Below are 15431 nucleotides of genomic sequence, written 5' to 3' on the forward strand. Positions count from 1 at the left end.
AATTTATTTATTGTCGGTTTCAACTCGAACTGGTCTTACCATCGGCGCTCTAAACTTGAGTAAAGCCAACAAGCCGACCAATAGAATCGACCAATGGGCAATAACCAACCCCCAAATTAGACAAGTAATAGCGGTTGCAACGGCTAGAACCCAAAAGATATCATTATTTGTGTGCTGATACCAAAGAACGCTTCCTACTGCGACGATTAATAATAAGACCGGGAACATGGGGAGCATCATATCCATCACCTTTTAGTCGCTTGGTAAAGTGGAGCGTCTCAAAGACTTTATTCAATTAAGTCATCAAGGCTTTCGCTTTTCACCTTAGCATTCTCTTTTCAAGAGAATGGATAAATCGATTACAAAACTGAAATTTTGTTAGAAATCTTTGCAGAACTTTAAATTGAAGATTGCTCGATAGAATAAATGTTTAGTTTTGTTATTATTGTCGCCAAGTTGGAAAAAGTCAAATCTTGAGAAGATTGCAGAGCTACTATCTTTGGATTCAGATTGATTCGTTTTTTCCCAAAAACTCGACTAGCCAATCTTTTAGTTCAAAAGTAGCGCGACAGTCATCTTCATTATAGCGTAAAATTGCTTCTAAAAAGCTACGATCGCCCGTTTTCAACCATCGATCGTACCAACAAACGCAGCGATCGCCACTTGCGCCGCGATCGCGCCATTGAAATCCTATCCAATTAGCTAATGCTTTGAGAGAATAACTTTCCACCGGAAAAGTAACAGAATGAATCACTCGCTTATGAAGGTCGATGCAGCGCCATAATAAAGACTCTATTTGTCTTCTTGGCGTTTTGTATAAGTTAGCTAGACGTTTAATCGTTTCTACCTCATATTCAGAAAAGTGAAAAATGGGGGCATGTTCGTAGAAATTAACGACGGCTAAGAATTGATTCCAAATAATTTCTTCTTCCTCCGGTTTTTCTGCCAAAAATGGATAAAAACGTTCGCTATTTTTTTGGCGATCGACCAGTAAAATTCCTAAGAGATAATCTAGGTTGCGTTCCGGTTCTGCTTCGATATCGAAATACAACTCAACAGAAGCAGTGGGAATTGTCTTGCGAACGTCTAAAAATCCATTAGATTTGCGAATCGCTCGATTTTCGACAATGGCTTTAGCTTGCTGTTTTAACTGAGTGGCAACTTCCCTACCCATTGTCTCGCCCAGATTAATCGGACAAGCGTCGGCTAGAGAAGCCACCGTATCTACGCCGATTGCTTGTAAATATTCGTAGCGACTAGGAGTTACGCCGGGAACGAGAGAGAGATGCTGCTGCGATTGAGCAAGGGTATAACAGTGACCGTACCAATGACATAAGCCGCATCGCTGGCGAGAAATAAAAACTTCGGGTTCTTGACGCGCCAAGAGCATTTGCAGGCATTCTGCCAAAGTCTCCCGCATGCGAGGAAGCCATTCGGCGAGATCGACAATGTAGCAATTCTGACGGCGCAAGACAATCTCGGCAGTAGTGGGTAAAACGCCTTGGATAGTTGCCAGCAATTGAGCATAAAAGGCGGCGATCAGCTTATATTCTGGTTTCGGACGGCGACCTAATTGAATGCTAATCGGCATGTAGCACCAATTGCCAAACTTTGAGAGTCCTGACTGTTTTACCAGTAAATGAGGGGTTCCAAAGAGAATTGGTTCATCGTCTTGGGTACCTAAAACCTTCTCGGACACCAATCCCCAATCTCGGTAGTTAGGCTGGATCAAAACCCCACGGTAAATACAATCTACGCCCTGCTGCATTAATACTTCCGTTTCTTTGGCTTTTGTCTGCCAGTCCTCATCAGAAGCTTGAGGCTGCTGAGAGTTGGGATAAAACTCGGCAAGCACGGTAGCAACGTGGTGTTGGCTTTCTTGTCGGAGTTTGAGAAGAAAATCTCGTTCCGGTTCTCGTTCGTTATTATCTCCATAGAGATTTAAAAAGGCACGACGCGGACAGCGTTTATAATCTAGTAGCAGGGCATCAGTCAGCAGCATTACTTTTAGGAAAAGTTAAGCTTTCCTAGACAATAGGATCGACTTGGGGACACTCAGAATCCTCAATATAGAAGATATCCTCTCTCTCGCTTACTTGACTACATAATTCCCATGCTCGACACTTTTTCTGTAACTGCTCGCCTAGAAAAATATCGACAAGAGTTCCCCGCACTGGCGAATAAAGCTTATTTTAACTTTGGGGGACAAGGCACATTGTCTCGCACTGCATTGGAAGCCATTATTGAGACTCACAAATATTTACAAGAACGCGGACCTTTTTCTGTGGAGGTCAATGCTTGGATTTTGCAAAAGACGGCATCTCTGCGAAGCGCGATCGCAAGCGAACTGGGCGTTTCTCCTAAAACGATCGCGTTGACGGAAAACGTGACGGCTGGCTGCAATATCGTTCTGTGGGGCATTGACTGGCAAGTGGGCGATCGCATTTTAATAACGGATTGCGAACATCCTGGAGTCATCGCTATTGTCAAAGAAATTTCGCGGCGTTTCGGAGTAGACATCGATCTCTGTCCGATAATGGCAACGCTCAATGAAGGAAATCCGATTGAAGTTATTTCTCAACATTTACATCCCAAAACTCGTTTGGTCGTTTTGAGTCATTTATTATGGAATACGGGTCAGGTATTGCCTTTAGCTAAAATCGTAGGAGTTTGCCATAATTATTCCGGCAGTAATAAACCCGTACAAGTATTGGTCGATGCCGCCCAATCGGTCGGTTCTCTGCCATTAAACTTAACCGAAATCGGCGTTGATTTTTATGCATTTACCGGACATAAATGGTTGTGCGGTCCAGCGGGAGTGGGAGGATTGTATATTCGTCCCGAAGCTTTTGAGAAACTTCAACCCACATTTATTGGCTGGCGCGGCGTTAATACCAATGAAAAGGGCGAATTAATTGGATGGAAAGATGACGGACAGCGTTTTGAGGTGGCTACTTCTGCTTATCCAGAATATGAAGGGTTGAAAGCCGCGATCGCGCTTCATCAACAATGGGGAACGCCCCATGAACGCTATCAACAAATTTGTCAATTAAGCGAATATCTCTGGCAAAGTTTATCGCAAATTAATGGAATTGAGTGTTTAAAAACTTCTCCTCCCCAAGCGGGATTAGTCTCTTTTCAAGTAACCAATAATAGTTCTCACAAACAACTGGTACAAGAATTAGAGAAACAAGGGTTTCTACTCAGAACCATTGCCGAACCCGATTGCATTCGTGCCTGCGTTCATTATTTTACATTGTCAGCAGAAATCGATCGATTAGTTGAGGCAATCAAGCAAATGATTTAGCTTTTTAAGTTTTTAGCAAAAAAGCTTTTTCGATTTGAGAGTTTGAGAAATAATTTTTACTGTCCTGCTGCAAACACTTTTTGGGCTGTCAATTGCAGTTCTAGAAAGATAGAGGAAACAAGCAGATCGTCATTTCTAAACAATCGTTTTTGATACTCATCCTCGACCAGCGTACAAATCGTGATAGTTGGCTGTTTGGGTTTGCCAAGATACTCTCTTCCGCCAATGCCAAGGTAGTCCACGATCCAATATTCAGGAATGCCTAAAACCGCATAATCCTCGACCTTACGAGCGTAGTCGTTTTGCCAATTGGTGCTGACTACCTCAACAATAAGTTGAATTGAAGCTCCTGATGTAATTACAGGTTCTTGTTGCCATAACGGTTCGTTTCCCAGTTGAGTTTGGTCTATAACAAGCACATCGGGACGAAAAGCTGTCTGCGTTCCTAAAACTTTGATGAGACATCGATAGGGAATAAAGTAAGGAACCCCAAGACGATCTATTTCCACATTAAGTTTTCGCCCAATAAAAGCAGCTACTTGCTCGTGCGCCCCGGTTGGTTCCATATCTATCAACTCGCCATCGATTAGCTCGTAATGTTCGTTGTCGCCGTAGGAATTAATGAACTCATCAACCGTTAGTAGTTTTGATGCCGAGATCGTCATTGTCATTTTTCCTTATAATGAGCGCTATGCACGAGTATTCCGATCGTATTTTAGACGACTATAGCAATGCTAGATTGTCGATCGGTAGTGCGAGCATCTCGATCGCTGCGGAAATTCCGAATCAGATTCCCAGGTACAACCGTTGTAATGTTTGCCCGAGTTTCGCTCTAAAAGGATACAGATTGGGTTACTGCTTGCAAATCGTTTCCCGAATTGCCAATGCTGTCGCAGGTGCCAGTAAAACCCCATTGCGATAGTGACCTGTAGCCAGTAGCACATTGCCATAACCGGGTAATTGACCGATAATCGGCGCAGGTTCTCCTTCTGGGCGAGGACGTTTTCCGAACCAGGTACGAACGATTTTCGCCTCAGCCAAAGTCGGACAAAAAGAAATCGCCACTTGTCTTACTTTTTCTAAGGCGGCGGGTTCGGCAATAACTTCTCCCGTCTCGTCGGGGAACTCTACCGTCGCACCCACCCAGTATTCTCCGTCGCCAATCGGCACGATATGGACATCATCTCCAGTAATGACGGGTTGAAAATCTGGGTTACCCAAAGGTTTGTTAAGCTTGAGTTGCAACGCTTGTCCGAGTACCGGACGCACGTCTACGGATTTGGTTAAAGAAGCCGTTAGCGGAGTAGAGCCTAAGCCTGCTGCAATAACCAACCAATCTACATCTAAAGCTTTCTCTCCAAGGTAAACGCGATCGCAGTGACGCATATTCGAGCCATCGGGTTCGGTTGTCGCGATTTTTTGAACTTTAACTCCAAAATGACAGTTAACGCCATTTCTAGCCGCTCCTGTAACTAAGGCTTGAGTCAGGATGGTGGGGTTAACCTGGCGATCGCTGGGAGAATAAACAGCACCGATAATTTCTTCAGATTGGATTTGGGGACATTTTGCCTGAAGGCGTGCTAAATCCCAAATTTCTAATTTCCATCCTTTAGAATGCCGAATTTTGTGTAATTTTTCCCATCTTTCTAATTCTTTCCCAGCCAAACACAGCATAACAATTCCTTGCCGATTAAAAGGGATTTGCATGTCTGTGAGGGATTCTAATTCTGGAATTAGGGTTTCATAGCGTTCCAAGCTTGCTTGGCGCAACTGCCACGCTCTCCCTTTAGTTTTGTGGCTAATTGCCCCCATGAGAACACCAAGGGCAGCACTGGTAGAACCGGAGGCAGGAACCCGTTCGTCGAGGAGCGCAATCTTTAATCCCGGTACTCGACTGAGTTCGTAAGCGATCGCAGCTCCAACGACACCGCATCCAATAATTACTACTTGAGTCATAATAAATGAGATTAGTGCGCTACAGTAAATGGGCAAAGAAGCTTGGCAATTTTTGGGAGGCTGTCGTGAACTGGTGGCAAAAACTCAAGAACAATCCTCTGGCTCGTTTTGGGGCGATTTTACTACTGATTTTTTATTTGGCGGTCATTTTTGCCGATTTCGTTGCCCCTTATAGTCCTTACGCTTCTCAAACAGATGGTTCTTTGTTGCCACCCACCAAAATTTATTGGCGCATTCAGGAAGGTTCCCAACAAGGACAGTGGATAGGCCCTCACGTTTATCCGACAACTCAGAGTCAAACCGACTTAGAAACGGGCGATCGCAAGTTAATAATAGATTATAAAAACCCTTCGCCCGTGCGCCTATTCGCGAAAGGAGATTCCTATAGATTATTTCAAATTCAGCTTCCCTTACCCCCTGCCTTTGAAGAAGTAGAACTGTTCCCTGGCATTGCCTTTGATAGACACCTGTTCGGAACAGAAGGGAAAGGTAAGATAAATATACTCGGAACCGACGAACAAGGACGAGATGAATTCAGCCGTCTCGTTTTTGGTGGTAGGATCAGTCTTTTTATTGGTTTGGTTGGAATTGTTATCTCTTTTCCTTTGGGAATGCTCATTGGTGGGATTTCTGGCTATTTTGGTGGCTGGCTGGACGTTTCTTTAATGCGTCTGGTTGAAGTCTTGATGACGATTCCTGGGATTTATTTGCTAGTTGCCCTAGCGGCAGTTTTACCGCCTGGTTTATCCAGTGCCCAACGCTTTTTGCTGATCGTTCTGATTACTTCCTTTATCAGTTGGTCGGGACTAGCAAGGGTGATCCGAGGACAGGTTCTTTCGCTCAAAGAACAAGAATTCGTCCAAGCTGCGCGGGCAATGGGGGCAAAACCGCTTTACATTATCATCCAGCACGTCTTGCCTCAGACTGCCAGTTACATTATTATTTCAGCAACTCTGGCAGTGCCAGGATTTATTGTCGCTGAATCCGTCTTGAGTCTCATTGGGTTAGGCATTCAGCAACCCGATCCCAGTTGGGGCAATCTTCTTTCGCTATCGACCAATGCTTCAATTATCGTGTTACAGCCTTGGCTAATTTGGCCTCCAGCGATACTGATTATTTTGACCGTGTTGGCATTTAATTTGCTCGGTGATGGTTTGAGAGATGCCCTCGATCCAAGAAGTTTACAGAGAAGAGAATAAGAAGATTTGGGATAACAAAGCGATCGCTCTTTAGGAAAATAAAGTTTTCATCTCTCAGAAATCTCTGACTATCTTTTTCATCTCATCTAGTCCAATTAGACCGCAGACAACAAAATCCGAGAAGAGTTATTTCCCCCACAATTTACTTTTAAAGTAATAATTCTAGCCTCGATCGCTCTCTCTTCGTGAGGTAATTTACCCGTCCCAGAATTGACAGGATAAGCAGGAAAACAAGCACTACTTAAACTAAGTCGCAAGCAATTCCCTTTCGCAATTTTCATGCAAGTTGCTTGCAAAGGAATTCTGACGGGCAATCGATCGAAATTAACTCTAATGTATCCCTGTGTAAAGTTATAAGCCCTACCATCAGAATAGATCTCTGATAACATCGCACAAAGATCGAAACTAGGTGCATCTGCTTGGCAATAAATTTCTACTAGAATATCTCCTGCTATGCTCAAATCTTCTTCTAAAGGGACAGATGTATAAGTTAAAATATCGCTACGAATATCAAGACCAGAACGTTCAAAAGACCCTCCAGGAATTGAAGCATGACCTCCCAATGCGGGGACGGGTCGCCAAGGGTCATGAACTAATGTATCTTCTGAAGATTGGGGATGCGCTGCTACTAATTTCCCATCATCATCTCGAATACTCGCTAAACCATTACTCGTTAAATAATAGGATCTTTGATTATTACTTGGAAAGGCATCGAAATAACGCCATTTATTGCTTCCCATTTCAAATAAGCACACAGGAGGCGCATTCAAAATTTCTGAATCGATTCCTTTAAGGAATTTATCAAACCATGCAATTTGTAATTTATCTATCGAACTGATTGCTGCTTGACCATAATCTACTGCACCAACTTTACGCCCCCAAGGTAAATGCACCCAAGGACCAATAACTAAGTATTGAATAAATTGGGAACGGCTTACCATTTCTTTATAGAAATTCAATGTTCCTCGCAAATAAGGATCGAACCATCCCCCAATATGCAACATTGGTAAATCTACATCCTGCATCATGTTTTTTGGAGAGAGTTTTTCCCAATATTCATCGGGATAGGGATGATTTAACCAAGTATGATAAAAAGAGTCGGGTGCTAATTCTTTTAAAAGGGAAGGATTGGCAGGGATAGGATCGTATAAAGGTAAATTTCGAGAAGCTGTATAGAGTTTTTGAAAAGAGATTTCATCGCCTTGCAAGCGTGCAGTTTCTGCGGCAATTTGAATTGCCCAACCGAGATTTGCTTGCAAACAAAATGCCATATTTTCATATGCCCAATCGCTATATAAATCGTAGGCAACCATCGACGGACAAATAGTTTTTAAGGCGCTAGGACAATTTATTGCTGCATATAATTGGGTCATTCCCTGATAAGAAAAGCCATACATTCCGACTTTTTCCGTACTGCCTGGGAGTTGAGATGTCCAATTAATAGTATCAAATCCATCGTCTATTTCATGAGCAAAAAGATTGAAGTTTCCTTCAGACGATCCTCTGCCTCGAACATCTTGAATGACAACGATATATCCTTGGGCAGCATACCAACTTGGATGGGCATAAACAACCGTAGAAGCAATTGCCCTCCCATAGGGTTGTCGCATTAATAAAACGGGAAATTTTTCGGAACTATCGGGACGATAAATGTCAGCATCTAGTCTTACTCCATCGCGAGTATACATAGATGCTGTTTCTTTTTTTACTTTGAGCATGAGCTAATTTTATTTTTCTAGCTTTTTAGAAGTGTCAAAAGCCAAAGTTAACAACCCAAACAAAAGCAATGTCTGACTTAGAGTCAGCCATTTGGGAATTGAGTTAGTTTTTAATTAGCTTTCAACAGGGTACTAGAGCATCAAGTCGTTGAAGTACGCTCAAATCTTCCTCGTCTAATTGTTCTGGAATGCCGCTGCGAATTAGTTCTGAAAAATCCTCATTAGGCACCATAAAACATAGGGCATACAATCGTTCTGAACTCGGATTTCTAATTTCATGAATTCCTGTCGGTCGAACTAATAAACTATCGCCGGGACGAAGGGGAATTTGTTTGCCATCGCAGATCGCCATACCTTCGCCTTTGAGAATAAAAAACATTTCTACGGCAAAGTTATGACGATGGGTGGGAGTTCTACCGCCCGGATCGAAAATTTCTACGCAAACCGTTAGAGAATCATCAGCAATGGTTGAATCAAAAACGATCGCTAGACGATTACTATCCTGTGGACTAATGCGAAAGACTAAATAGTCTTTGGGAGACTTGACCACAGGAATCATGCAACGCTCTTTCATAGTCAGTTACCAATTATTCCTATTCCCGATCGCTGACTACTACGATAAAACCTGTCTCCTCAAATCTGACTAGATAAAATGTAAAAAATTATGAAATTTTATGAGCGCCAGATGGCATCAGCAACTCGGCAAACGTCGTACATCTCGGCAACGTCGTGAACGCGCAATAGATCGGCAGAACCCGCGATCGCAGCGCAACAAGCGGCAGCAGTTCCCCAAACGCGCAATTTAGGGTCATTGCGATCGAGAATGCGACCGATAAAACTTTTGCGCGAAGGTCCGACTAAGATGGGGACTTCTAGAGAACGGAATTCGCTCAAGCGTCTCAGCAATTCTAAACTCTGTTCGTAAGTCTTGGCAAAACCGATACCGGGGTCGATAATGAGGCGAGAGCGATCGATTCCTGCTTGAATAGCTTGCTCGATCCGCTCTTCAAAAAACTGGTAAATTTCACCCACCAAATCCTCATAATCCGTTAACTGTTGCATGGTTTTAGGAGTACCGCGAATGTGCATTAATACAATGGGAACTCCTAACTCGGCAACGACAGGTAACATCTGGTTATCATACGTCCCTCCTGAAATATCATTCACCAGATCTGCCCCTGCTTCTACCGCTGCTTGAGCGACAGATGCCCTCGTTGTATCGATAGAAATCAGCACGGAAACCTCTTCCTGCAGTGCCTTAATAAGGGGAATAACGCGGTTTAATTCTTCTTCTAAGGAGATTTGTTCTGCACCCGGTCGCGTGGACTGACCGCCAACATCAATAATATCTGCCCCATCTGCAACCAGTTTCTTTGCCTGTGCCAAAGCAGCATCGAGAGTATCGAACTCGCCCCCATCGCTAAAACTATCGGGAGTAACGTTCAAAATTCCCATCAGATAAGTGCGTTCTCCCCAATGGAAAGTATGGTCTCGGATAGTTAAAGGGGTAATCATTGTTTGTTTGTCCCTTGTCATTAGTCATTTGTCTTTTGTGGTTTAATGGACGACCGATAACCAATGACTAATAACTACTAACTACTGATAATTTACAATCCGAGCGAAACTAGTAGGGTCTAAACTCGCACCTCCCACTAAAGCGCCATCAATTTCTGGTTGCGCCATAATTTCGTCGATGTTATCGGGTTTAACCGAACCGCCATATTGAATGGTGACATTGGAATTGGTCAATTGAGCGCGAATCAAACCAATGACGCGATTGGCTTCTAGGGCTTCGCAGGTATCCCCCGTGCCGATTGCCCAGATAGGTTCGTAAGCAATTACCAAATTATGTTGGTCTACGTCTACTAAGTCTTTTTTCAACTGATTGATAATGATATTTTCGGTTTCGCCTGCATCCCGTTGTGCCTTTGATTCGCCCACACAGAGAATCGGCGTTAGACCGTGGCGTTGAGCGGCTTTTAGGCGCAGATTCACTGTTTCGTCTGTTTCTCCAAAATATTGTCGGCGTTCGCTGTGACCGATAATGACGTAACTCACGCCGATTTCTGCGAGCATCGGTGCAGCAATTTCGCCTGTGTAAGCACCTTCATCCGCCCAATGGACATTTTGCGCTCCCAGTTCGATCCGACTGCCGTGTAGACCTTTAGACAGCGCTCCCAAAGCTGTAAAGGGAGCACACAGAATAATTTTTCTCGCTTCGTCTGTATCTTCTATCTTCGATTTAAAGGCTTGTACGAACTCCAAGGCTTCTTCTTGGGTTTTGTACATTTTCCAGTTACCAGCAATGATAATTTTTCGCACAGCTTTAACTTAGGTCAACTTCTACACATATTGCTCCATTAAGTTTAAAGCTTTAAGGGACTCTATTAAAGAGTTGGCAGGAAATTTTGATGCTCAGTCTTAGCATTTTTCTTCTTTAACCCAAGTCAGACTCACCCATTCTCCTTTATCGCCATAGCTGCGAATAATTCGCTGTCGTTGGGTAGGAGAAATTAACCAACCTACTTCTAGAACGAAACGCTGCCGGGGTTTGATTTTCACGGGACAGTTGCAGGACGCGCCATCGGGGAAGAGTAGAATTTGTACGGGTGGGTCGCTGCGATCGAAATGCACAATTGAGCCTGTTATGGTTGCCGTCGATGCGATCGCGCGATCGCCAAACGTCAGTCTTTGCTCTAATTGGTTATTATCGAGAAGGGAAACTTGAAGGCGAGTAGAACAAGTATCGGAGGGTCGAAAGTCGGGATAGATCGTGACGGCTTCTCCCTGCCATTCCCCCAAAAGCTGGTCTACCGTTAGAGGCGGTCGTTCTGGCGCATTCGATCCAGCTAATTTTTCGCGAATTAGGGTGAGTTGGTCGAAATGACTGTCAGCATTAAATAACATTACCAGACGCAGACGGCGATCGCCCTCGATCAGTCCAAACTCTGCCCCAAATTCAGAAAAAGGCCCCCATTGCATCGACCCTTGAGAAAAAGCCCCATTCTCAAAGAATAAAATGCTTCGACTTAAGGAACTGTAATCTAGCACTAAATCCTGGGGCGGTTGACCGGGAGGAAAGCGACGAACGACTTGATGAATTTTTGTATTATTATCTTGTCCTTCCAAAGAAACTATCGTGGGCGTGTCTTCTATAAATTTTCCTTGGGGCGAGAAGCGAGTAAATGAGCCGTGCCATTCGCCAAGATTCTTAAGTAAATATTCCCATTGAGAGGACATAGTTGTGCCTATTGCATCAGTTCGATTGGAAATTTTGAGGGTATTCTGTTCGCAGAACCCAATGACAAAATCTTAAGATATAAAAAGTACCGCAGGGAGAAATAATGGGAACAATCAGACTAATGCACGCCAAGTTACATCGGGTGCGAGTCACAGAAGCTAATGTCAATTATGTCGGGAGCATCACTATCGATGAGGAATTATTAAATCGAGTTGGTATTCTTCCTCTTGAAGAAGTTGATGTCATCAACCTCAATAATGGCAAACGATGGTCAACCTATGCGCTTCCGGGAGAGGCAGGCAGTGGCGAGATTTGTCCCAATGGCGGTGCGGCATTGCTGTGCCAGCCTGGAGATATTCTAATTATTTATGCTTATGAAGAACGCGATCGCGCAGAAGTTTTACGTAACGGACATGAAGCGCGTGTTATCGTGGCAGACGAGAAAAATCGCACTCAACAATTTTTTTACCAAACTCTAAACCCGTCTGAGAGTGGAGATAAAGTTAAATTTCAGTCTTGGGATCTGAGTGAGAGTAATGGTCACGAGCTGATTTCTTCCCAAATCTAGCTTTGGAGCGCGAGGTTTAGCGTCGGCAGAAGCGGGCAGGATGCCCGCACTATAATTAAACTTACTTTTAGAATCGAGCATTTAAAATTTAGGATCTAATATTATGGCTGTTCGTCGAGATACGATCTGGGAAAGATTTTTAAAACCGATTTTTCAACTTTTTTTAATCGATGAAGATAAGCTATTACAGTTATATAAATCGATCGATTGGGAAAAAGAAAGCGATCGCTTTCGCCAACCGAACTTAACTTATCCCGAATATTACAGTTCTCAAAATTTCCACGGCATCCAAGGCGGTTACTTAAATGGAGATGCTCCAGTAACCTACGATCCCATTACCCAGTACGTACTACCTCCCAACGAAACTTGGGTGCGTCAAGGAGTCATTGAAGCGATCGAAGGACAGCCGCGCAGAATACTAGACTTGGGTTGCGGTACGGGTTCGACAACGCTGATGCTCAAACAAGCTTTTCCCGAAGCAGAAGTTATCGGAATCGATTTGTCACCTTATATGCTAATTATGGCAGATCGTAAAGCTAGGCAAGCCGGACTGGAAATTCAATGGCTGCACAGCAAGGCTGAGGATACGAAATTTCTAGATACTTCGTTTGATGTCGTGACTGCTTCTTTGCTATTTCATGAAACGCCGCCAAAGGTTGCGCGAGCGATTTTGCGAGAAGCGTTTCGTCTCCTAGTACCTGGAGGACAGGTTATTATCCTCGATGGCAATCAAAAAACCCTTCTACATACAGATTGGCTGACCGAGATTTTTGAAGAACCTTATATCAAAGACTATGCAGCGGGAAGCGTTGATGCTTGGATGGGTGCGGCAGGATTTGAAGCCGTGCGAACCCAAGAAATTTGGTGGGTGCATCAGGTAACGCGAGGAATGAAACCCACGCCAGTTGAAGATTCTTCGATCGCAACGCCTCAGATGGAAGAAACTAGCGATACTATTTTGGTTCCCGTGGGATAGAATTCATTGGCAAGAAATCGCAGTTGCATATTCTCTAATTTAACTATGGATTCTAATTTAACTATGGATCTTTCAAACTCAAACACTGCCAAGAATTTGTCTGAAGCTTTTGCTGGAGAGTCGATGGCTAACCGCAAGTATCTTTTTTTTGCAGAAGTGACTCGTCAGCTTGGCATGACAGAACTTTCCAAACTGTTTCGAGAGACGGCAAATCAGGAAACCGAACACGCCTTTGCCCATTTTCGATTGATGCATCCCGAATTGGCAGTAGAAAATGCCGCTTCCCTAAGTGAAGAACAAAAAAAGGCGATCGCGGCTCGCTGTTTAGAACTGGCAATTGAGGGAGAAACCTACGAATACACTACTATGTATCCTAACTTTGCGGCAGAGGCTCGCGGCGATCGCGATCGCTCGGCGGCAGCAGAATTTGAACAACAAGAGGCTGAGTCTCGCGAACATGCCCGTATTTTTCGCAAAGCTGCCCACAACTTCGGGTTGTTGACTCATATCGAAAATCATCACGCGCGTCAGTATAGCGAAGCACTTCAAGCGCTCGCTGGCGTGGCTCCTTTAGCCAAAGCCGCTAGCGGCGATCCCGCCACTCAAAAATGGATTTGTCGGCAATGTTCGATGATTTACGATCCGGTTGCAGGCGATCCCGATTCTGGGATTGCTCCAGGAACGCCTTTTGAAGCAATTCCCAACGATTGGCATTGTCCCATCTGCAAAGCTGCCAAAAACTTGTTTGTCCCTTACGAAGAGGCGGCTGCCGCATAAATTTTAAGGGTTTTTTATAGGGCTGAGTTGAGTTTGTAGGCGATCTCTAGTGCGATCGCGCAAGCCAACTCAGTTTCATAATGTTTCTTAGAAAAAAATATTATTATTTAATATTAGTGCGATCGGTTAGGATTTCATATCCGGTTTCTGTCACTAAAACTGTATGCTCAAATTGAGCGGATAGAGAATTATCAACAGTTACAACCGTCCAGCGATCGCGCAAGGTTCGAGTATGTTTTGACCCGGCATTAACAATTGGTTCGATCGCCAATGTCATGCCTGCTCGCAATTTTATATTTGGTAATTGATTTGTCCGAAAATTGAAAACTGAAGGTTCTTCATGAAGATTTCTTCCCACGCCATGACCGACGTAATCTTCTACAACACTAAATTTATTAGCTTTGATATGGTCTTCGATCGCACCTGCAATATCTAATAAATAATTTCCCGCTTTGACTTGTTCAATTCCTTTATATAAAGCTTCCTCAGCAACGCGAATCAATTTGGCAACTTTGGGGGAAACTTTGCCAACGGCAATAGTAATGCAAGAATCGCCATGATAGCCTTGGTAATAAGCTCCTGTATCAACCTTTAAAACGTCACCAGCACGAATCACTTTTTTTGAATTGGGAATCCCGTGAACGACTTCATGATTGATGCACGAACAAATCGAAGCTGGAAAGCCGTAATATCCTTTAAAACTTGGAGTAGCGCCCATTTCTCGAATCCGCTGTTCGGCATAAGCATCTAAGTCAGCCGTTGTCATCCCAGGTTGCACCATTTGCGAGATTTCTTTGAGAACCGTTGCGACAATCCTAGCTGAGGCGCGCATGATTTCTATTTCTTGCGGCGACTTGATTTCTATACCGCGACGACTTTTTTTTGCGCGAGGCTGTCCGCTTTGCTGTTGTTTTGGCTGACTCTTAGAGAAAGTTTTGGGCGAAAAGATATTGGTGAGGATGTTCATTGAATCTATACAAATAAATACGATCGCCATAGAATTTAGATCTTAAATTAATTTAAGCAGCGATCGGATCTATTCATATCTCAATTAACAAGAATTGCAATCGGCGCTAGATGCTGGAGGTGCGATCGCGTCTGTATCCGCAGACTGAACTTCAACAACTCCTCGGAACATATTCATCCCACAGGTAAACTCGTATCTGCCAGGTTTTTCTGGCGTAAACTCAATTGGTGTAATCTTATTAAGCGGCAATGCTTGAGCGATTCCAAAGTCAGGAAAACGGACTTCTTCTAGACAACTGCTGGCATCTTTGCGAACAAAGTTTAGCCGCACTTTTTGACCCGCTTGAACTACTATTTGGCTAGGTTCGTAACCACCATCTACAGTAACGGTTACTTCTTGGATTCCGGCTTGTGCGATCGCTCTTGCAGACTTAGGCTTACTGAGTAAAAACCACCAGAGTTCCAAACCAATCAGTCCCAATCCGCCTAACGTTACAGCAATTTTATTGACTATCGGTTGTTCGATCCTCTGAAACTGTTCGGTTGGCTGGTTTTGAGATGGTTGTATTCGATCCTGGTGAGGCATTTGGGCAACAGCTTTCCCAGAAACTATTCTTAACACCAGTCCTAAACTCGCGATTGTACTTACAAGGACGGTTTTGTTAACCATTGTCAAACCTCCTATACAATCGCTCCCAGCAGAAATCCCAATCCTGCCAACGT

Annotated in this window: 16 protein-coding genes; 5 read left to right on the top strand and 11 right to left on the bottom strand. The window is 43.8% G+C overall.

The annotated features are described in order from the left end of the window. Positions 1-3: 3 nt before the first annotated feature. Both PLE7327_RS06085 and PLE7327_RS06090 read right to left on the bottom strand, forming a co-directional pair. Positions 4-240 carry a hypothetical protein gene (locus tag PLE7327_RS06085; RefSeq protein ID WP_015142984.1) on the bottom strand — a complete coding sequence of 79 codons (237 nt, stop codon included), beginning with the start codon at positions 238-240 and terminating at the stop codon, positions 4-6. A 265-nt stretch (positions 241-505) separates the two neighbouring features. After that, positions 506-2002, bottom strand: a complete 1497-nt coding sequence (locus PLE7327_RS06090; protein WP_015142985.1) for a TM0106 family RecB-like putative nuclease — start codon at positions 2000-2002, stop codon at positions 506-508. Positions 2003-2113: 111 nt separating this feature from the next. Between PLE7327_RS06090 and PLE7327_RS06095 the strand changes: the two genes are divergently transcribed. Further along, positions 2114-3307 carry an aminotransferase class V-fold PLP-dependent enzyme gene (locus PLE7327_RS06095; RefSeq protein ID WP_015142986.1) on the top strand — a complete coding sequence of 398 codons (1194 nt, stop codon included), beginning with the start codon at positions 2114-2116 and terminating at the stop codon, positions 3305-3307. 56 nt (positions 3308-3363) lie between these two features. Here PLE7327_RS06095 and PLE7327_RS06100 read toward each other — a convergent pair whose 3' ends face one another. Both PLE7327_RS06100 and PLE7327_RS06105 read right to left on the bottom strand, forming a co-directional pair. Next, positions 3364-3972, bottom strand: a complete 609-nt coding sequence (locus tag PLE7327_RS06100) for a Uma2 family endonuclease (RefSeq protein ID WP_015142987.1) — start codon at positions 3970-3972, stop codon at positions 3364-3366. A 187-nt stretch (positions 3973-4159) separates the two neighbouring features. After that, positions 4160-5263, bottom strand: coding sequence for an FAD-binding oxidoreductase (locus tag PLE7327_RS06105; RefSeq protein WP_015142988.1), 1104 nt, complete (start codon positions 5261-5263; stop codon positions 4160-4162). 65 nt (positions 5264-5328) lie between these two features. Here PLE7327_RS06105 and PLE7327_RS06110 point away from each other — a divergent pair, with 65 nt between their 5' ends. Next, on the top strand, positions 5329-6462 hold the full coding sequence (locus PLE7327_RS06110; protein WP_041392868.1) for an ABC transporter permease: 1134 nt from the start codon (positions 5329-5331) through the stop codon (positions 6460-6462). Between the two features lie 95 nt (positions 6463-6557). Here PLE7327_RS06110 and PLE7327_RS06115 read toward each other — a convergent pair whose 3' ends face one another. From PLE7327_RS06115 to PLE7327_RS06135, 5 genes are all read right to left on the bottom strand, one after another. Then, the gene (locus tag PLE7327_RS06115; RefSeq protein ID WP_015142990.1) at positions 6558-8180 is read right to left on the bottom strand and encodes a CocE/NonD family hydrolase; all 1623 of its coding nucleotides are present in this window, start codon (positions 8178-8180) and stop codon (positions 6558-6560) included. Positions 8181-8301: 121 nt separating this feature from the next. Continuing rightward, positions 8302-8754, bottom strand: coding sequence for a cupin domain-containing protein (locus PLE7327_RS06120; protein ID WP_041391890.1), 453 nt, complete (start codon positions 8752-8754; stop codon positions 8302-8304). Positions 8755-8852: 98 nt separating this feature from the next. Further along, on the bottom strand, positions 8853-9716 hold the full coding sequence (gene folP / locus PLE7327_RS06125) for a dihydropteroate synthase (protein ID WP_254658106.1): 864 nt from the start codon (positions 9714-9716) through the stop codon (positions 8853-8855). 60 nt (positions 9717-9776) lie between these two features. Beyond that, positions 9777-10502 (bottom strand): triose-phosphate isomerase, encoded by a 726-nt coding sequence (gene tpiA, locus PLE7327_RS06130; protein WP_041391892.1) that lies wholly within the window; start codon positions 10500-10502, stop codon positions 9777-9779. 99 nt (positions 10503-10601) lie between these two features. Continuing rightward, complete coding sequence (locus tag PLE7327_RS06135) at positions 10602-11420, bottom strand: DUF3598 family protein (RefSeq protein ID WP_015142994.1); 819 nt, start codon at positions 11418-11420, stop codon at positions 10602-10604. 104 nt (positions 11421-11524) lie between these two features. Here PLE7327_RS06135 and panD point away from each other — a divergent pair, with 104 nt between their 5' ends. The 3 genes from panD to PLE7327_RS26385 all read left to right on the top strand — a co-directional run bounded on the left by panD (position 11525) and on the right by PLE7327_RS26385 (position 13742). After that, entirely contained in the window at positions 11525-11989 is a 465-nt protein-coding gene (gene panD / locus PLE7327_RS06140) for an aspartate 1-decarboxylase (protein ID WP_015142995.1), read from the top strand. A 103-nt stretch (positions 11990-12092) separates the two neighbouring features. Continuing rightward, positions 12093-12965, top strand: coding sequence for a class I SAM-dependent methyltransferase (locus PLE7327_RS06145; RefSeq protein ID WP_015142996.1), 873 nt, complete (start codon positions 12093-12095; stop codon positions 12963-12965). 63 nt (positions 12966-13028) lie between these two features. Next, positions 13029-13742 (top strand): rubrerythrin family protein, encoded by a 714-nt coding sequence (locus PLE7327_RS26385; protein WP_041392872.1) that lies wholly within the window; start codon positions 13029-13031, stop codon positions 13740-13742. A gap of 103 nt (positions 13743-13845) precedes the next feature. Here the strand turns inward: PLE7327_RS26385 and map are convergent, their stop codons facing one another. Next, positions 13846-14709 (bottom strand): type I methionyl aminopeptidase, encoded by an 864-nt coding sequence (map, locus tag PLE7327_RS06155; protein ID WP_041391894.1) that lies wholly within the window; start codon positions 14707-14709, stop codon positions 13846-13848. 84 nt (positions 14710-14793) lie between these two features. Next, on the bottom strand, positions 14794-15378 hold the full coding sequence (locus PLE7327_RS06160; protein WP_015142999.1) for a cupredoxin domain-containing protein: 585 nt from the start codon (positions 15376-15378) through the stop codon (positions 14794-14796). Between the last annotated feature and the right edge of the window lie 53 nt (positions 15379-15431).

Source organism: Pleurocapsa sp. PCC 7327 (assembly GCF_000317025.1).
In the GTDB taxonomy this organism is placed as follows: domain Bacteria; phylum Cyanobacteriota; class Cyanobacteriia; order Cyanobacteriales; family Microcystaceae; genus Hydrococcus.